General features: G+C 72.0%; 15 protein-coding genes. 8 read left to right on the top strand and 7 right to left on the bottom strand.

Translation table 11 applies throughout. The features are described from left to right. Positions 1-21: 21 nt before the first annotated feature. Positions 22-975, top strand: coding sequence for an aldo/keto reductase (locus AC0T5L_RS05385; RefSeq protein WP_476164240.1), 954 nt, complete (start codon positions 22-24; stop codon positions 973-975). 167 nt (positions 976-1142) lie between these two features. On the opposite strand, the gene AC0T5L_RS05380 is transcribed toward AC0T5L_RS05385, so the two are convergent. Beyond that, positions 1143-3416 (bottom strand): LLM class flavin-dependent oxidoreductase, encoded by a 2274-nt coding sequence (locus AC0T5L_RS05380; protein WP_476164239.1) that lies wholly within the window; start codon positions 3414-3416, stop codon positions 1143-1145. 97 nt (positions 3417-3513) lie between these two features. Here AC0T5L_RS05380 and AC0T5L_RS05375 point away from each other — a divergent pair, with 97 nt between their 5' ends. From AC0T5L_RS05375 to AC0T5L_RS05365, 3 genes are all read left to right on the top strand, one after another. Next, positions 3514-4098, top strand: coding sequence for a MarR family winged helix-turn-helix transcriptional regulator (locus AC0T5L_RS05375; RefSeq protein WP_476164238.1), 585 nt, complete (start codon positions 3514-3516; stop codon positions 4096-4098). A gap of 64 nt (positions 4099-4162) precedes the next feature. Continuing rightward, positions 4163-5989 (top strand): ATP-dependent DNA helicase, encoded by a 1827-nt coding sequence (locus AC0T5L_RS05370; RefSeq protein WP_476164237.1) that lies wholly within the window; start codon positions 4163-4165, stop codon positions 5987-5989. 55 nt (positions 5990-6044) lie between these two features. Further along, positions 6045-6695, top strand: a complete 651-nt coding sequence (locus AC0T5L_RS05365) for a formylglycine-generating enzyme family protein (RefSeq protein WP_476164337.1) — start codon at positions 6045-6047, stop codon at positions 6693-6695. 101 nt (positions 6696-6796) lie between these two features. Here AC0T5L_RS05365 and AC0T5L_RS05360 read toward each other — a convergent pair whose 3' ends face one another. Then, complete coding sequence (locus AC0T5L_RS05360; RefSeq protein ID WP_476164236.1) at positions 6797-7423, bottom strand: TetR/AcrR family transcriptional regulator; 627 nt, start codon at positions 7421-7423, stop codon at positions 6797-6799. Positions 7424-7486: 63 nt separating this feature from the next. Between AC0T5L_RS05360 and AC0T5L_RS05355 the strand changes: the two genes are divergently transcribed. Then, positions 7487-8869, top strand: a complete 1383-nt coding sequence (locus tag AC0T5L_RS05355) for a serine hydrolase domain-containing protein (protein ID WP_476164235.1) — start codon at positions 7487-7489, stop codon at positions 8867-8869. 8 nt (positions 8870-8877) lie between these two features. On the opposite strand, the gene AC0T5L_RS05350 is transcribed toward AC0T5L_RS05355, so the two are convergent. The 5 genes from AC0T5L_RS05350 to AC0T5L_RS05330 all read right to left on the bottom strand — a co-directional run bounded on the left by AC0T5L_RS05350 (position 8878) and on the right by AC0T5L_RS05330 (position 13594). After that, a complete protein-coding gene (locus AC0T5L_RS05350; RefSeq protein ID WP_476164234.1) occupies positions 8878-9639 on the bottom strand; it encodes an SDR family NAD(P)-dependent oxidoreductase in 762 nt (253 codons plus the stop codon). A 180-nt stretch (positions 9640-9819) separates the two neighbouring features. Continuing rightward, entirely contained in the window at positions 9820-10584 is a 765-nt protein-coding gene (gene fabI / locus AC0T5L_RS05345) for an enoyl-ACP reductase FabI (protein WP_476164233.1), read from the bottom strand. An 80-nt stretch (positions 10585-10664) separates the two neighbouring features. Continuing rightward, positions 10665-11369: a 3-oxoacyl-ACP reductase FabG gene (fabG, locus tag AC0T5L_RS05340; protein WP_476164232.1), complete on the bottom strand. Its 705-nt coding sequence runs from the start codon at positions 11367-11369 to the stop codon at positions 10665-10667. A 298-nt stretch (positions 11370-11667) separates the two neighbouring features. Then, entirely contained in the window at positions 11668-12327 is a 660-nt protein-coding gene (locus tag AC0T5L_RS05335; protein WP_476164231.1) for a response regulator, read from the bottom strand. Further along, entirely contained in the window at positions 12302-13594 is a 1293-nt protein-coding gene (locus AC0T5L_RS05330) for a sensor histidine kinase (protein ID WP_476164230.1), read from the bottom strand. The genes AC0T5L_RS05335 and AC0T5L_RS05330 overlap by 26 nt, the downstream gene beginning before the upstream one ends. A 336-nt stretch (positions 13595-13930) precedes the next feature. Here AC0T5L_RS05330 and AC0T5L_RS05325 point away from each other — a divergent pair, with 336 nt between their 5' ends. The 3 genes from AC0T5L_RS05325 (at position 13931) to AC0T5L_RS05315 (ending at position 18758) form a co-directional block, all read left to right on the top strand. Continuing rightward, positions 13931-14698 carry an ABC transporter ATP-binding protein gene (locus AC0T5L_RS05325; RefSeq protein ID WP_476164229.1) on the top strand — a complete coding sequence of 256 codons (768 nt, stop codon included), beginning with the start codon at positions 13931-13933 and terminating at the stop codon, positions 14696-14698. 5 nt (positions 14699-14703) lie between these two features. After that, positions 14704-17505 carry an ABC transporter permease gene (locus AC0T5L_RS05320; protein WP_476164228.1) on the top strand — a complete coding sequence of 934 codons (2802 nt, stop codon included), beginning with the start codon at positions 14704-14706 and terminating at the stop codon, positions 17503-17505. 485 nt (positions 17506-17990) lie between these two features. After that, a complete protein-coding gene (locus AC0T5L_RS05315) occupies positions 17991-18758 on the top strand; it encodes an ABC transporter ATP-binding protein (RefSeq protein ID WP_476164227.1) in 768 nt (255 codons plus the stop codon). The last annotated feature ends 3 nt before the right edge of the window (positions 18759-18761 follow it).

The following is an 18761-nucleotide window of genomic DNA, read 5'->3' as shown; positions in this document are numbered from 1 at the left end:
GAACACGGTACTCTCCGCCGCATGGAACAGCGACAGGTGGGCAGATCAGGGCTCTGGGTCTCTCGTACCGCTCTCGGCACGATGACCTGGGGAAAGGACACCTCCGAGGAGGAGGCCGAGCAACAGCTCACCGCGTTCGTCGACGCGGGCGGCACGCTCGTGGACACCGCGGACATCTACACGGGCGGACAGAGCGAGCGGGTCCTGGGGCGGCTGCTGCGCTCCTCGGTGCGCCGCGAGGACGTGGTGGTGGCCACCAAGACCGGCCACACACCCGAGGGGTACCGGCCGGTGGACGCCTCCCGACGGCACCTGCTGGCCTCCCTGGACGCCTCGCTGCGGCGCTTGCAGACCGACTACGTGGACCTGTGGCAGCTGCACGTGTTCGACCCGGCCACCCCGGCGGAGGAGTCGCTGGCCGCGATGGAGGCGGCCGTGGCGGCGGGCAAGGCCCGCTACGTGGGCACCGGCGACCTGGAGGCGTGGCAGTTCGCGGCCCTGGCCACCTGGCAGCGCGCGCGGCCCGGGCGCGTGCCGCTGGTGAGCGTGGGCACCGAGTACTCGCTGCTCAACCGCGGCGCCGACCACGGGTTGCGCCCCGCCGCGACGGCGGTCGAGGCGCACGTGATCGCGTGGTCGCCGCTGGGCCGCGGAGTGCTCAGCGCCAAGTACCGCAACGGGACACCGCCTGACTCCCGGGCGGCGTTCCCGCACATGGCGCCGTATGTGGAGCCCTACCTGGACGACCGCAGCCGCCGGGTGGTGGAGTCGGTGTGCACTGCGGCCGAAGGGCTGGGCGTGCCGCCGCTGGCGGTGGCGTTGAGCTGGGCACGCGACCAGAAGGGCGTGGCCGCGGCGGTGGTCGGACCGCGCACCCTTCCCCAGTTGGAGGAGATCCTGGGGGTGGAGAGCGTGGAGCTGCCGCCCAAGATCCGCGACGCCCTCGACGACGCCACGGCACGCCCCGAGCGCTGACGCGTGCCCGCCCGGGACGATCTTGCTCCCAGTGGCGCTGTGGAGCGCCGACATCGCTGCCAAGGGCAAGATCACCAGCGAAGGAACCGCACACGTCACACCAGCGACGTTTCCAGCCAGCGCGCCGAGGAGTGCTCCTCGGATGCTGGTGATTCGGAAAACAGAGCCTAGACGCGGGCGGGCGGGATCGGGAAGTTCTTGTCGAACACGTTGTGCGGGTCGTACTCGGCCTTGAGGGCGCGCAGCCTGCCGAGAGCGGGCTCGGGGAAGGCCTGGGCGAGGACCTCGGGACCGGTGCGGGTGTCGAAGCTCAGGTACATACCCTCCAGGTGCTCCTCCAGGGCCGCCCAGTGGGCGTCCAACCCGGCGGCGCGCCGGGTCGCCGTCATCGCCGCCAGTGAGAAGTTCTGCGTCCGGTGGGCGTAGGCGGTGGCGTCGGCCGCGACATCGTTGACCGCGCCGCCCGCCTGACGCAGCTGCATGAACATCACATCGCCGGAGGCGAGCATCTCCCCCAGCCCCTTGGCGACCTGCGGGGTGATGTGGCGCAGCAGGCCCGAGCGCGACTCGGGCAGTCCACGGCCCTGGTGCGGCCCGTCCGCACCGACCAGGATCGCGGCGTAGGGGGCGATCTGAGCCCTCTGGTCCAGAACCGGTCCCGCTTCGAGGAAGGGCTCCAGAGCACGGACGGCGGGATCGGGGTCCTCACCGGCGTAGACCACCATCGCCTGGGCGACGGGGCCGTCGCCGCCGCGCGCCGGACCCATGGTGAGGAAGGCGGTGACCTCGCGCGGGGCGGCCTCGGCGATCTCACCCCAGGCCTGGAGGAAGGCGGCCGTGTCGGTGGCGTCGTAGGCGAACTGGCCCAGGACGACGTCCCGCACGGGCGCGGCCGTGGCCTCGACCGCGGTGAGCACACCGAAGTTGGCGCCCGCGCCGCGCATCGCCCAGAACAGGTCGGGGTGGTGCTCGGCGTCGGTGCGCAGGATTCGGCCCTCGGCGGTGACCACCTCGGCCGCGGTGACGTTGTCGACGGTCAGGCCGTGGGCGCGGGCCAGGTAGCCCAGGCCGCCCGTGGTGGCCAGCCCCCCGACACCGACACCGCCGTGGTCACCCGAACTGATCGCCATGCCGTACGGGGCGAGGGTGTGGGCGACGTCGCCCCAGCGGGCGCCGGCGCCGAGCCGGACCAGGCCGGTGTCGGCGTCCAGGACCTCGACCCCGTCCATCCTGGCCAGGTCGACGATGACGCCGCCGTCGCCGGTGGAACGGCCGCTGATGCCGTGGCCGCCGCTGCGCACGTGCAGGTCGGCCTCCTGTGCGCGGGCGTAGGCGAGGGCCTCGGCGACCTGCTCGGCGGAGCCGGGCCGCAGGACCAGGCCCGGGGAGCCCTGCTTCAGGTAGCCGTGTCGAACCTTGGCGTAGGCGCGGTCCCCGGGTTCGACGGCGTGGTCGCGCAGGCCCTCGGGGACGGAGCCGTAGTCGATGCCGGGGCGGCGCGCGGCCAGGGAGGCGGCGGCCCGGGCCGGACCGGTGGCGGTGCCCGCGTCGGCCCGCTCGCGCGCGACGGCCTCCCTCAGGGCGGGGACGACCTCGGCGCCGAAGGTCTGGATGGTGCGCGGGTCGTCGGTGGCCACGAGGAAGGTGGAGTAGCCGTGTTCGAGGACCAGGGGCAGTAGGTCGTCGACCCACTGCTCGGGCGGTCCTTGCAGGAAGTCCTTGCCGGTGGGCAGGAAGGCGCTCTGGGCGAGGTTGAGCATCCTGCGGACCTGTCGGGGGTCGCGTCCGGCGGCCAGGGCGGCCTCGTCGATGGTGCGGTTGGACCCGGCCATGTCCTCGGGCTGGAGGTAGCCGAGGCTGGGCAGCCAGCCGTCGGCCTTGGTTCCGACCAGGCGGAGCATGCGGGGCTTGTAGGCGCCCAGGCTGATACCGATGTCGTGGGCGGGCTCGGGGCCGCGTTTCATGCCGCGCACGGTGTGGTGGACGCCGTCGACGCGGACGCCGCCGCGGGTGTCGGTGTCCCAGACGGCGCGGATGACGTCGATGCCCTCGCTGAGCGCGTCGACGGCCTGGCCCGGAGTGAGGCGCTCCACGCCCATGGCCGCGATGCCGTCCCAGAAGGCCCCGGCGCCCAGGGCGAGTTCGAGGCGGCCGCGGGAGAGAAGGTCCAGGGTGGCCGCTGAGCGGGCGAGCATCGCGGGCGGGCGCAGGGGGAGGTTGAGCACGTTGGCCGACACCCGCAGGCTGGTGGTGCGCGCGGCGACCCAGCTGAGCAGGGTCCAGGTATCGAGGAAGCCGGGGTTGTAGGGGTGGTCCTGGTAGGTGGCCAGATCCAGTCCCGCGGCCTCGGTGAGTTCGGCGAGCGTGACGGCCCGGTCGGGGTTTTGCGCCGTGGGGGTGATGAATGTGCCGAACTGCAACGGATGTCCGTAGTCGGGCATGTGTGCTCTCCTCGAGGGCGCGGAAAATAGTTTGTTGAGCAAACGGTATTGCCAACAACTTATCTTGGAGACCACCTATTCCTGGTAGTCTCGGACCATGGCATCCACCACCCCCGAGCCCGCACGGCCCCCGGGCACCAGCCCGGGACCGGACACGAACCTGGGGTGGTCGCTGGCCGTGGTCCTGCGCCACTGGCACGAGCGGGTGGAGTCGGTACTGGCCGGCGTCCCGCACGGCAGCCGGGGCTACCACGTACTCACCGCCGTCTCACACGGCGAACCCCCCACGCAGGCGGCGCTGGCCGAACGGCTGCTCATCGACCGCAGCGTGATGACCTACCTGCTCGACGACCTGGAGGAGGCCGACCTGGTACGGCGCCGGGTCGACCCCGGCGACCGGCGGGTACGGAGGGTGTGCGCCACCGAGCACGGCCGGGAGGTCCTGAGCGGGGTCCGCGAACAGGTCGAGCACGCGGAGGAGCAGGTACTGGCGGGGCTGGACGCGCCCGCACGGGAGCTGTTCCGGGACACCGTCCAGCGCACGGCCGCGGCCATTCAGCGGTCCTCCCCCGACACCGACCCGTGCGCGGCCGTGCGACAGGTGGTCGGCGACGGCTCCGAGCCCCCGGCGGGCGCGGAGGACCAGCGGAGGCGGCGGGCGGGCCGCGGAACCAGGAGCTGAACGTCGCCGCGAGTCGGTAGGCTCCCAGAGTCCGTGAACCGCATGACGAGGGGAACCGCCCGAGGTGTCCGAGGCTGTCGAACAGGTCTGTGCCGTCCTTGACCGGATGAGCGCCCCGCGCGCCCTGGCGCCCCGGCTGCTGGCCGCGTTGGGCGCTGATGCCGCCGCACGGCTGGACGCGAACCCGTGGCTGCTGCTGCACCTGCCGCAGGTGACCGTGGAGCAGGCCGACTTCTGTGCCCGCAAACACCTGGGCGAGGGGGCCCGGCCCGACGATCCCCGGCGGCTGGCGGCGTTCACCACGCACGTGCTGCGGATGTCCGCGGCCCGGGGGCACACCGTCGTGGAGGAGAAGCGGCTGGCCACGGTGGTCGGCAAACTGGGGATCGCCGACCCCGCAGCCGCGCTGGAGGCGGCCGCGGCCGAGGAGAGCGCGGTGGTGCTGGAGAGCACCGACGAGGGCGACGACGACTTCGACTTCGAAGAGGGCGGAGTACCGGAACTGCCCGACCCGGACCGCTTCTACGCGCTGCCCGACGTGGGACGCGCCGAACAGCGGTTGGGCGACCAGCTCGTGCGGCTGATCGGGGGCAACGACCCGATCATGGACCTGGCGACCGCCGCCGAAACGGTGGACGAGGCCACCGGGAGCGGCGGGTTCACGGTCTCGGAGCAGACACGCGAGGCCCTGGTGACGGTGGCCCTGCGCCCGGTGACGGTGCTGCGGCACGGCCCGGGCGACGCCGCGGAGGTGGCGCGCGCGCTGGTGTGCATGGACGCGATCGCCACCGAAAGCCAGGTGGGGATCGCGGTGGCGGCGCCGACCGCGCAGGCCGCGGCCGAGGTCAACGCCGACCTGGCGAGGATCCGCGGCAGCAACGGGGGTTCCGGGGAAGCCGAGGGCGGCGAGGAGAACGAGAAGGAGGGGCCCGAGAGCGACCGGGGTCCCGGGAACGCGCGGGAAGCCGTGAATCCCCCCGTACGCGCGGTGTCGCTGGCCGCGCTTTTGGCCGGTGCTCCGGTGGAGGCCGGGCTGGTGGTGCTGTGCGAGGCGATGGCGGTGGGTGCCGGACGCGCCGCCGAGCTGGCGTCGGTGTGCGCGGACGGCGCCCACCTGGTGCTGTTGGCCGATCCGGGCCAGGCACCGTCGGCGACGCCGGGCCAGGTGGTACTGGACGTGGCCGCGTCGCGGACGGCGCACGTGGCCGGACTGGCCGCCCCGGACGATCCGGGGCCGATCGCGGAGCTGGCGGCGGCCGTGGCCGGGGGCGGGGTCCCCGAGGTGGAGGCGCCCGGGCGCGAGGTGGTCCGGGTACCCGCGGCGTCGGCCGAGGAGGCGGCGCACCGGGTGGTGCAGCTGGTGACGGACTCGATTCCGCGCGCGCTGGGGATCGGTGTCGAGCACGTGCAGGTGGTGACAGCGCGCGAGGACGGGCCGACGGGCGCGCGGGCGCTCAACGCCGCGTGCAAGGAGCGGTTGAACCCGGGCCCGGGCACGCACGGCGGGTTCGACGTGGGCGACCGGGTACTGATCACCGCGGACGGACCGGGCCACGGGCCGGGCGACACGGGCTACCTGCGCGAGGTGGCCGGGGGCGCCGTGGTGGAACTGGCCGGCGGCGTGCGGGTGAGGGTCGCGGACCCGTCGGCGCTGCGCCTGGGCTGGGCGGTGACGGTGGCCGCCGCGCACGGGGGCCGGTGGCCCGCCGTGGTCGCGGTGTTCCCGCCGGAGGCGCCGGTGTCGCGCCCGCAGGTGTACACGGCGCTGACCCGGGCGACGCGGCACGTGTCACTGGTGGACGCCACGGGCGGAGGACTGGAGACGGGTGTGCGGGAGAACGCGGCGAAGGAGCGGACGACCCGCCTGGTGCGCATTCTCCGAGAGGGATAGGATGGCGTCCGTGACGAATCGGGAGCCGGCGCCGCGCCAGGTGGCCACCGGGAACATGGTCCCGATCCCCGCCGGGAGCATCCTTCTGCGGGACGAGGGCGCGAGGACGAACTGGCGGGTCGGGGTCGGTGCCTTCCGGATGGCGTCCCACCCCGTGACCCGCGAGCTGTACCGCGCCGTGCGGGGTGATGTGCCGGAGGGTTCGGCCGGGCCGCGTACCCCGGTGACCGAGGTCTCCTGGTTGGACGCCGTCCGGTTCTGCAATCTGCTCTCGCGCGCGGAGGGGCTCCGGGCCTGTTACTCGACGGGCGAGGACCCCGACGCGTTGGACGTGGCCTGCGATTGGGCGGCCGACGGCTACCGCCTCCCCTCGGAGGCGGAGTGGGAGTACGCGTGCAGGGCCGGAACCTCCGGCGTCCGCTACGCCGAGCTGGACGAGATCGCCTGGTACCGCGCCAACTCCGGCGGGGCGGTCCGCGACGTCGCGACCAGGGCGCCGAACTCCTGGGGACTCCACGACATGATCGGCAACGTGTGGGAGTGGTGCTGGGACGTCTACGATCCCAAGGTCTACGGGCCCTACCGCGTGTTCCGCGGCGGGGGATGGCAGGACCACCCCCGGGGCTGCCGGGCCTCGTGCCGCCGCAAGAGCCACCCGACCCTGCACGTGGACGACCTCGGCTTCCGCCTGGCCCGGTCTCTGTGAAGCGGGGGCACGTTCCGGTGGGACTTCACGAACACGAGTGGACTGACAGATTCTTCACCTTGACGATGTAGATCACTGACACCCCTCGTGGGGAACAGGTGTCAGCGGCCGTACTGGCGGCACTCGCCGGTGAACACAGTGGCCAGTTCGGCGCGTAGCACGGCCCGGGCCCGATCGGCGGCGCCGGGCGCGCCCCGGTGGACCTGGGTGGCCAGGCCCTCTGCCATGGCGGCGATGCGGGCGGCGGCCGTGTCGGCGTCCACGTCCGGTTCCACCTCACCGCACTCCACACCGTTGCCCACCGCCCGGGCGATCTCCGCGTGCAGGGCGGCGGCGGTGCGCGCGTCCACCTCCGCCAGGGCCGGGTTGTCCAGGGCCCGTCCGGCGAAGACACGCGTGACGCGAAACTCCGCGCTTCGGGCCCCGTCCAGGGGCAGGTGCTCGGCCAGGGCGGCCAGCAGCACCTCGGCGATGGACCTCTCGTGGCGGGTCCCCTCGCTGGCGATGTCGGCGACGCGGGCGGCGACGGAGGCGCTGACCCGTTCGAAGGCGTGCAGCAGCATGTCGTCCTTGGAGGGGAAGTAGTGCTGCACGAGGCCCACGGAGATCCCGGCACGGGAGGCCGTGCGGGCCACGGTCACGGCGTCCAGCCCCCTCTCAGCGATCAGCTCGCACACCGCGTCGGTGATCTGCGTACGCCTTTGGGCATGGTCTGCGGTTCTTGGCACCGGATAACCATATCAGCGTATGATAATAGCCATATGGGTATATGATTATCGGAAGGATCCGTCATGCACCAGGCCCTCGCCGCCCTGCTCGCCCTCACCCCCGTGGCCCCCGCCGAACCCCCTGGCCTGGACTCCTACGCCCTGGAACGGATGGAGGCCACCGGCACCCCGGGGATGGCCTACGCCGTACTCGGCCCGGAGGGCACCGAGCACCAGGGGTTCCTCGGCGTGGACGGCGACGGCTCACCGGTCGACGCGCACACCCCGTTCCTGTGGGGGTCGGTGGCCAAGCCCGTGACCGCCACCGCCGCACTGGTCCTGGCAGAGGACGGGCGTCTGGACCTGGACGCACCGGTCGAGCGGTACCTGCCCGCCTTCGGGGAGTTCGGTGCCGACCCCGCGGTGCGCGACCTGCTCACCCAGACCTCGGGCATCACCTCCGACACCGCGTTCCCCACCAGCGACCTCTACGGCGAGGGTGCGGCGGACCTCGATACGCGGGTGGCACGGGTCGCGGCCTCGGAACCGGGTACCCCGGGCACGCACGAGTACAGCAGCGCCAACTACCTGGTGCTGGGCGCTGTCATGGAGGAGGTGACCGGGGACTTCGGCATCCACCTGCGCGAGGCCGTCCTGGACCCGCTGGGGATGGACGGCGCCTTCGTCGGCGCCCAGGAGGCCCGGGAGGCGGGGCTGGCCCCCGGGCACCGCACGCTGTGGGGAGTCCCGGTGGCGAACGCGGACGGCGTGGACGACGCCGGTGTGTCCTACGGCTACCTGGGCGGGGACCTCGCCGCCCTGTCCGCGTTCGCCGGAGCCCAGCTCGACGGGGACCCGCCCGTACTGGACGCCGGCGCCCTGGCCCGGGCCCGTACCGGGACGGTTCCGGTCCCCGGTTCGGCACAGGAGTACGGACTGGGCTGGCGCGAGACCGCCCCGGCCGGCCTCGGCGAACCCATGGTCTTCCACGGCGGCGCGACCCCGGGACACGCGGCGATGGTGGTGCTGCTGCCCAGCCGCGAGCGCGCGGTGGTGGTCCTACAGAACGCCTACGACGTACTGCGCGACGGGCAGATTCAGGCGGTCGCCCTCGGACTGGCCCGCCTCGTCGCGGGCGGCGGCTCCCCCGGCTCCCCCGGCGCCGACCCGCTGCACCTGGTCGCGGTGTGGGGGCCGACCACCGTCGCGGCGGCGCTCGGGGCGGGCGTCGTCGCGGCCGCGCGAACCCGGCGTCCCCGCCCCTGGGTGACCGCCCTCTGGACGGTGCCCGGACTCGTCTCGGCTGGCGCGGCGGTGTGGCTGGTGGCGGGCTTCGGGCTGCGGCCGGCGCTGACGTGGCTGCCCGACGTGGCGGTGGCGGTACTGGCGGCGGGTCTGCTCGGCACCGCCGTCACCGCCCTGCGGCTCCGGGCCCATCACCGTTCCGGTGTCCGGCCGCGTACCTGAGCCCAACATCAGATCTGGTCGAGGAACCCGCCGTCGACCACCAGATTCTGCCCGGTGACGAACGCGGCCGCCGGTCCGGCGAGGAAGGCCACCGCCCGGGCGACCTCCTCGGGACGGCCGAGGCGGCCGTAGGGGATGCGCTCTCGGATGGACTCGTAGAACCGCGGGTCGTTCTCACGACGGCGCGCCCATCCCCCGCCGGGGAACTCGATCGGTCCGGGCGAGACGGTGTTGACCCGCACACCCTCGCCCGCCCAGGCACGGGCCAGCGAGGACGCGTGGTGGTTGAGCGCGGCCTTGACCGCGCCGTAGGCACGCGGACCGGCGGGCGCGGTGGCGTGCAGCGCCGAGGTGCTGGAGATCAGTACCACCGAGCCGCCGCGTTCGGAGCCCAGCAGGTACGGGCTGGCGGCCTCGGTCAGGCGCACGAACGGCATCACGTCGGTCGCGAAGCCGCGCTCCCACTGGTCCGGTGTGGGCGCGCTTCCGCCGGAGACGTTGGAGACCAGCACGTCCAGGCCGCCGAGGTCCTCGGCCGCGTCGTCCACGAAGGAGGGCAGCGCGTCGTGGTCGGTGACGTCCAGGGCGCGCGAGAACACCCTCGTGCCGGACGCCTCCAGTTCCCGGGCGGCCTCGGCCAGCGGCTCTGGTGTGCGTGCGCAGATCGCCAGGTCGGCGCCCTCCCCGGCGAACACCTGAGCGATGGCAAGGCCGATCCCCCTGCTGGCTCCGGTTACCGCGACCCGTGCTCCCGCCAGTCCCAGATCCATACCGTCTTCCGCCCTTCGACGCGCTCCATCGGCTCTCACAGCCGCCTGCCAGGGTCACACGGTCCGCAGCGGACACACGGGTGCACACGCCGTACCGGCCTCGCGTGACAACAGACGGGCGGGGCGCCCCCGAGGGGCGGCCCCGCCCGCGTCAACCTACCGCACACGCCTCCGGTGGGTTCAGGCTCCGGTGGAGTGGAAACCGCCGTCGACGTGGACGGTCTCGCCGGTGGTGGCCGGGAACCAGTCGGACAGCAGGGCCGTGACCGCCTTGGCGGCGGGCTCGGGGTCGGTGACGTCCCAGCCCAGCGGGGCGCGCTCGGGCCAGTGCTTGGCCAGGTCGGCGAACCCGGGGATGCTTCGGGCGGCCATCGTGCTCAGCGGCCCGGCGGAGACCAGGTTGACCCTGATGTCCTGCTCGCCGACGTAACGCGCCAGGTAGCGGGCGGTGGAGGTGAGCGCGGACTTGGCCACGCCCATCCAGTCGTAGATGGGGTAGGAGACGCTGTTGTCGAAGTCCAGGGCCACGACCGAACCGCCGTTCTTCATCAGCGGCGTCAGAGAGGTGGTCAGCGACTTCAGGGAGAAGGTGGACGTGTGCATGGCGGTGGCCACGTCCGACCACTCGGTGTTGAGGAAGTTGCCGCCCAGGGCCTCCTGCGGCGTGAAACCGATGGAGTGCACGATGCCGTCCAAGCCGTCGACGTGCTCACCGACGCGCTCGGCCAGGCTGGCGAGCTGCTCGTCGTCGGTGACGTCCAGCTCCAGGACCGGGGGCGTCTCGGGCAGGCGCTTGGCGATGCGCTCCACCAGGCTCAGGCGGCCGTAGCCGGTGAGGACGACCGTGGCCCCCTGCTCCTGGGCCAGTCGGGCCACGTGGAAGGCGATGGAGGCGTCGGTGAGCACCCCGGTGATGAGGATGCGCTTACCTTCGAGGATTCCCATGGTTCGGGTTGTCCGTCCTGTCTTTGGTCAGTTCCGGAGGGGCTGTCCTCCGGGAAGTGGAAGAGGGTGCGGGGCGCGTGTCAGTGGCCCATGCCCAGGCCGCCGTCGACGGGGATGACGGCGCCGGTGATGTAGGAGCCGCCGGGCCCGGTGAGGAAGGCCACCGTTCTGGCGACGTCCTCGGTGGCGCCGAGACGGCCCAGGGGGACGTTCTTCTTGATCTCGGCCTGGCGCTCCTCGGGCAGCGCCGCGGTCATCTCGGTCTCGACGAAACCGGGGGACACGACGTTGACGGTGATGTTGCGCGAACCGAGCTCGCGGGCCAGGGAGCGGCCGAAACCGACGAGACCGGCCTTGGAGGCGGCGTAGTTGGCCTGCCCGCCGGAGCCGAGAAGGCCGACCACGGAGGAGATGAGGACCACGCGGCCCGAGCGCTTGCGCATCATGCCGCGCACGGCGCGCTTGGTGACGCGGAAGGAGCCGGTGAGGTTGGTGTCCAGGACGGAGGAGAAGTCGTCCTCGCTCATCAGGGCGAGGAGCTGGTCCTTGGTGATCCCGGCGTTGGCGACGAGCACCTCGACGGGACCCTGTGCCTCCTCGACCTCCTTGAAGGCGGCGTCGACCTGGGCGGAGTCGGTGATGTCGCAGCGGACGCCCAGCAGACCCTCCGGGGGTTCGCCGGAACGGTAGGTCACCGCGACGTCGTCTCCGCCCTCGGCCAGCTCACGGGCGATGGCCAGGCCGATTCCGCGGTTGCCGCCGGTGACCAGTACCGAGCGCGACATAAGGGCTCCTCTTCTCCTGCGGCTGCTGTGAACAGCCACGACGTGACGTTCCAAGGGGGTGGGATCGCCTTGCAGCGTATCGAGCTACCCGGCGGTAAACGCAACCGAGGTGAGGAACGGTCCTCCTCCCCGGTCCATGGGCCCTTCCGGACGTCCGGAAGGGCTCCCCGAGCCCGCGGGGCCGAGGTGAAGTGTGTCACCCGAAGCACGGGGCGGGGCGTCCGTGCGGCACGGCGCACCGCCGTCCACGGGTTCGACGAGCGTTCCCGGGCGTCCGCGCGCGGCGCGGAGCCCGTACTCAGGCCCAGCCCGCGTCGTGGGCCAGGATGGCGGCCTGCACCCGGTTGGACATGTTCAGCTTGGACAGGATCCGGCTGACGTGCGCCTTGACCGTGGCCTCGCGCATGCCCAGGTCGCGCCCGGCCTCGGCGTTGGACATGCCCCGGGCCACCGCTATGAGCACGGAGCGCTCCCGCTCGCTGAGCACCGACAGGCGGCTCTCGGCCTCGGTGCGGCCCGCGGCCGAGTCGGCGGGCGCCGGGGAGGAGAAGCGTTCGAGCATGCGCTTGGTGACGCTGGGGGCGAGCATGGCGTTTCCCTCATCGACGGTGCGTACCGCGCCGATGAGGTCGCGCGGCGGGGTGTCCTTGAGCAGGAAGCCCACCGCCCCGGCGCGCAGCGCGCTGTGCACGTACTCGTCCAGGTCGAAGGTGGTCAGCAGGACCACGCGGGGCGGCTCGGGCAGGCCGGTGAGCAGGGAGGCGGCGGTGATCCCGTCGGTGCCCGGCATACGGATGTCGAGCAGCACCACGTCCGGTAGGAGTTCCCGGGCCAGACGCACGGCCTCGTCACCGTCACCGCCCTCCCCCACCACCTCGATGTCGGGGGCGGAGTCCAGGATCATCCGCAGGCCGGATCTGACCAGGATTTCGTCATCGACCAGGAGCGTGCGGATCACCGTCGTGGACCTCTTCCGTGCCGGGTGGGTTGTCGGTTCGCAAGATAGCGCGCAACCGCCATCCGCCGTCGTGGCACACCCCGGCGCTGAGGCTGCCGCCCGCCAGCACGACGCGTTCGTGCAGGCCGGTCAGCCCGAATCCGCTGCGGGGCATGGGGGTGGCCGGAGCCAGTGCGGGCGCGTTGGCCACCTCCAACTCCAACTGGTGGGCACCGTAGTGCAGGCGCAGGGTGACGGCGGCGCCGGGTGCGTGCTTGGCGGCGTTGGTCAGCCCCTCCTGGACGATCCGGTAGGCGGTGCGCTGGACGCCCGCCGGGAGCGGACGCACCATTCCGGTGTCCTCCCGGTGGATCGGCATCCCGGCCGCGCTCCACTCCCCCACCAACCGTTCCAGGTCGGCCAGGACCGGCTGCGGCGCGGTCGGCGCCGCGGTGGTCTCGTCGCGCAGGACACCGAGGACGCCGCGCAGTTCGGAGAGGGCCTCCCGGCCGGTGGTGCGGATGAGTCCGGCGGCCTCGATGGTACGCGGGTCCTCGGAGGAGACCTCCAGCCCGCCCGCGTGCAGCACCATGAGGCTGACCCGGTGCGCGACCACGTCGTGCATCTCCCGGGCGATGCGGGTGCGTTCGGCGGTGATGGCCTGCTCGGCCATCATGTGCTGTTCGCGTTCGAGGCGTTCGGCACGCTCGTGGAGCCGGTCGATGAGCTGGCGGCGTGTGCCCACCCACAGGCCGACGGTCATGGGCACGACCAGCAGCATCCCGATCAGGAACACCTGCCCGAAGAGGGTGGCCTCCTGGTAGGCGAGGGTCACGGCCAGGGCGTACAGGGCGAACCAGCCCACCAGCAGGCGCCGGTTGGAGTGGTACACCGCGTACGAGTACAGGGCGATCGCCGCTGGGACGAAGTTGGCGAAGATCAGCAGCATCACGAACCCGGTAACGAGAAGCCACTGCGGGGCGGTTCGCCGCAGGAGCACCGTCACCCCGGCCCACAGGACCGGGATCACGTAGAAGGCGAACCCGACGACCAAGGCGGCCAGGACACTGAAGGAGGAAAGGGCGGCGGGGATACTGGCGATGAGACCGCCGTACAGGCCGATCCCGCCGCCGGCTCCGGCGCCGAACTGGATGAGCCCGCTGAAGGGGAGGGGCAGCACGGCGTAGAGCCAGTCGGCGATACCCAGGCGGCGCTGCCACCACCACCCGCGGTTCTTGTTCCACAGGGCACCGAAGGCTCTGCCTCGCTCGTTGACCCAGCTCGTCATGGTGGGGAGTCTACGGTGGCCTCTCCAACGGCCTCGGGGGACGCGCACGGGGGCCCACCCCCGTGGTCCGATCGTCGATTCGCCGCGTCAAAGCAGGTCACGGCCTTCTTGCTCCCTGCCTATCACGCAGGGTGAGAATCCAAGTCCCGACGAAAGTCGGTGCGCCGACCCGACTAAGGCGTCGCGAACCCGCCTGGCCCCGTCCCTTTGGCCCCCTCCAGGATCGGTCCCACGGTGGACGCCTCGACGGAGTGCGCGGGTCTAGCGTGGTGACATGCCGTGGCGGAGAGTCCGTCCGGCCTTCACACCATCCCCGTTTTCCTGGAGCTGTCTGCCGTGACCGAGTCCACAGTGAAGCCCGACCCTCCGGCCACCGAGCCGCCGGTGGTGGTCGCCAGGGGCCTCACCAAGACCTACGACACCGGTGACAACCAGGTCCACGCCCTGGCCGGGGTGGACGTGGAGTTCCACCGGGGCGCCTTCACCGCGATCATGGGCCCCTCCGGGTCCGGCAAGTCCACCCTGATGCACTGCCTGGCCGGGCTGGACATGGCCACCTCCGGCACCGTGCACCTGGGCCGTACCGAGATCACCGGGCTGCGCGACGCCGAGCTGACCCTGCTGCGCCGCGACCGGATCGGGTTCATCTTCCAGTCGTTCAACCTGCTGCCGATGCTGACCGCGGAGCAGAACATCCTGCTGCCCTCGCAGATCGCCCGGCGCGGGGTCGACAAGCAGCGGTTCGACCACATCGTCGACGTGGTGGGGCTGCGCGACCGCCTGAACCACCTGCCCGCCAAGCTCTCCGGCGGCCAGCAGCAGCGTGTGGCCGTGGCCCGCGCCCTGCTCAACGCTCCCGAGGTCGTCTACGCCGACGAGCCCACCGGCAACCTGGACTCGCGTTCGGGCTCCGAGGTGCTGCGGTTCCTGCGTGAGTCGGCCCGCGACCTGCACCAGACCATCGTCATGGTCACCCACGACCCCGTCGCCGCCTCCTACGCCGACCGCGTGGTCTTCCTGCGCGACGGCCGCCTGGTGGACGAGGTCACCGACCCCACCGCCGAGCTGGTCTCCGCGCGGCTGCTGAAGCTGGAAGAGGCCTGAGGGACATGCTGCGCACCACACTCGCCGGACTGCGGCTGCACAAGTCCCGGTACGTCACCACCGTGCTGGCGATCCTGTTGGGGGTCATGTTCGTCTCGGGGACCATGGTCTTCGCCGACACCCTGAACGCCAACTACGAGGAGTCCGTGATGGGCTCCGCGACCAGCGTCGACGCCATCGCCGCCCCAACCACCGAGGAGGTGGAGAACCCCGAGGACTACCAGGAGCCGGTCCCCTTCACCCAGGAGCAGCTCGACGAGGTCCGGGCGCTGCCCGAGGTCGCCGAGGCGGGCGGACTCCTGGGGGGCCAGGCCGTGCTCCTGGACGCCGACGGGCGCGCGATCGGAGCCGTGCCGCCCGCCGCGGTCGCGTTGGACGGGGTCAGCCGTTTCTCCGCCGACGAGGGCGAACTCCCCGAAAACGGGGACGAGATCGCCCTGGCCACCTCCACCGCCGAACAGACCGGTTTCGCGGTCGGCGACACGGTGACCGCGCTCGACTCCGAGGAGAACAAGCGCGAGTTCACCGTCACCGGTCTGGTCGACTTCGGCGTGGAACCTGTCTACAGCAGGGCGGGCGCCCTCGTCTTCGACCCGGACACCATCGGGGAGATGACCGGCGTCACGGACTACGACGAGATCGACGCGCTCGCGGCCGAGGGGTACACCCCCGAGGAGGTGGCCGACGCCGTGGCCGTGGCACTCGGCTCCGGAGCCGAGGCCCAGACCGGCGAGGAGTACGGCCTGGAGCTGGCCGAGAACGTGGGCGGCCAGACCGAGATGATACGCACCGCGTTGCTGCTGTTCGCGTTCATCGCGATGTTCGTGGCCGGGATCGTCATCTACAACACCTTCGCCATCCTCATCGCCCAGCGCCAGCGTGAACTGGCCCTGCTGCGGTGCGTGGGCGCCAAGCGCGGCCAGGTCTTCCGGTCGATGCTGGCCGAGTCGCTGGTCGTGGGCCTGGTCGGCTCCGCCCTGGGCGTGCTGGCCGGTGTGGGCGTCGGCATGGCCGGTGCGGCCTTCGGCGGACCGCTCCTGGGTACCGAGACCTCCTTGCCTCTGGTGATCACGCCGACGGCGGTCCTGGTCGGCCTGGCGGTCGGCACCGTGGTGACCGTGTTCTCCGCCCTGATCCCGGCCACGCGCGCCACCCGGGTGGCGCCGCTGGCGGCGCTGCGCACCAGCGCCACCGCCACCGGACTGGAGAAGGGCACGGGCCGGGTCCGCGTCGTCTTCGGACTGTTGACCTTCGCGGCCTCGGCCGGTCTGGTCGCCCTGGCCCTGAGCATGGAAGACCCCGGCATGGTCGTGATGAGCATGGTCCTCGCGACCGGCGCCGCCCTGATCGCGTTCGTGGGCGTGGTCGTGCTGGGCCCGCTGTTGGTGCGCGGCATCGTGCGCCTGGTCGGCGTCCCCCTGCGGAAGGTGGGTGTGCCGAGCATGCTGGCGGTGGACAACTCCACCCGCAGCCCGCGCCGTGCCGCCACCGCGATGATCGCCCTGACCGTGGGCGCCACGCTCATCACCGGGTACTCGGTCATCAGCGCCTCCACCGAGGCCACCATGACCAGCATGCTCGAAGAGCGGTTCCCGGTGGACTACCAGATCTCCCCGCAGTTCGCCATGGACGAGACGGGGAGCGAAAGCGAGGAGACCGAGGGTACCGAAGGCACCGACGGTGCCGAGGGCGCTGAGGGAACCCAGGGCCCGGCCGACGGTGCCGAGGAACCCGCCGAGCCCGGAGAGGGCGCCGAGGGCGCCGAGGGCGCTGAGGGCGCGTCCACCGGAGAGGGTCCCGTCGAGGAGGGCACCACCGGGGACACCGGTGGCGAGTCCACCGAGCAGGAAAGCGGAGCCGACGAGGCACCGGACGCGTTCACCGTCCCCACCATCCCTGACGAGGTCCAGGCGGCGTTGGAGAGCCAGGACGCCCTGGGTCAGGTCTTCGGCCAAAGCAGCGCCTACATCGAGCAGGAAGAAGGCTGGTTTTCCAGCGTCGACACCTACCCGGGCGCCGAGATCGGCGTCGACATCACCAGTGACCTCGTCGCGGGCGAGCTGACCGGCTTCGAACCGGGCGAGGTCGCGATACCGCAGGACGACGCCGACGAAGCCGGGGTCGGGCTCGGTGACACGTACACCATCCCGTCGGAGAACGGGGAGGACCTGTCCCTGGAGGTCGTCGCGGTGGTGGCGGACCTGCAGGTGCTCTCCAGCGTGACCATCGCCGAGGAGGACTTCAACCGGGCCTTCCCCGAGGTGGACGAGGCCGAGATGCTCTTCGTCCCCGCGGCGGAGGGCGCCGACCCCGCCGAGGTGCGCGACGCGGTCCACACGGCGCTGGAGGACTACCCGACCCTGCAGATCGGGTCGGCCGCCGAGATGAAGAACCAGTTCACCCAGGTCCTGGACATCGCCTTCTACACCATCGCGGCCATGCTGGGCCTGGCGATCATCATCGCGGTGTTCGGCATCTCCAACACGATGGCCCTGTCGGTACTGGAGCGCACCCGCGAGTCCGCACTGCTGCGGGCGATGGGTCTGGCCCGAGGGCAGCTGCGCCGGATGCTGAGCGTGGAGGCCGTGCTGCTGTGCCTGATCGGCGCCGGTATCGGTATCGCTCTGGGAGTGGTGTTCGGCTGGGCCGCCGGTGCCGCGGCCCTGCCGGACATGGTCTTCTCCTTCCCGGGCACCCAGATCGCGGTGTTCATCGCGATCGCGATCCTGGCCGGGCTGCTGGCGTCGGTGCTGCCCGCGCGTAAGGCGGCGTCCACCTCGATCACCGGGGCGCTGGCCAGCGAGTAGACCGTGCCCTCTTTGGGGCTCCGGACAGAACGCATGGGCCCTCCTCCGCCTCCGGGCGGGGGAGGGCCCGCGTCGTGCCGTTGGACCGGGGAAAGGCACTGTGGAAGGGCACCTCCCCGAAAACGGCCCCGGTGGCCCGGAGGGTCCGCGGCGGCCGAACCGCCGGTCACCCCGCCCGGGCCACCGGGAGGGGATCAGGTGTCCGGTGTGCCGGGCTCCCAGCCACCGGGATCCGAGACACGGGTGTCCTGTTTCTCCCCCATTCATCACGTAGGGTGAGAATTCCGACCCCGACGAAAGTCGGTGGTCGGGTCCGACGAAGGAGTCCCGAACCCGGCCGTCACCGTCCCTTTGGCTGACTCCAGGATCGGTCCCGCGGTGGACGCCCGGACGCGTGGCGCGGTCTTAGCGTGGTGGAGTACCGAGTCGGAGCCTCCGCCCGGCCCGTAGCACCATCCCTTTCCCGACTCCTGGAGCTGTCTGTCGTGACCGAGTCCACTGTGAAGCCCGTTCCTCCGGTCACCGAGCCGCCGGTGGTGGTCGCCAGGGGCCTCACCAAGACCTATGACACCGGTGACAACCAGGTCCACGCCCTGGCCGGGGTGGACGTGGAGTTCCACCGGGGCGCCTTCACCGCGATCATGGGCCCCTCCGGGTCCGGCAAGTCCACCCTGATGCACTGCCTGGCCGGGCTGGACATGGCCACCTCCGGCACCGTGCACCTGGGCCGTACCGAGATCACCGGGCTGCGCGACGCCGAGCTGACCCTGCTGCGCCGCGACCGGATCGGGTTCATCTTCCAGTCGTTCAACCTGCTGCCGATGCTGACCGCGGAGCAGAACATCCTGCTGCCCTCGCAGATCGCCCGGCGCGGGGTCGACAAGCAGCGGTTCGACCACATCGTCGACGTGGTGGGGCTGCGCGACCGCCTGAACCACCTGCCCGCCAAGCTCTCCGGCGGCCAGCAGCAGCGTGTGGCCGTGGCCCGCGCCCTGCTCAACGCTCCCGAGGTCGTCTACGCCGACGAGCCCACCGGCAACCTGGACTCGCGTTCGGGCTCCGAGGTACTGGCCTTCCTGCGTGAGTCGGCCCGCGACCTGAACCAGACCATCGTCATGGTCACCCACGACCCCGTCGCCGCCTCCTACGCCGACCGCGTGGTCTTCCTGCGCGACGGGCGCCTGGTGGACGAGGTCACCGAACCCACCGCCGAGCTGGTCTCCGCGCGACTGCTGAAGCTGGAAGAGGCCTAGAGG

The sequence above is a fragment of the Nocardiopsis sp. TRM 82005 genome, from assembly GCF_056312425.1.
Note: the sequence above shows the minus strand (reverse complement) of the source record. Positions and strands in the feature narration are given on the sequence as shown.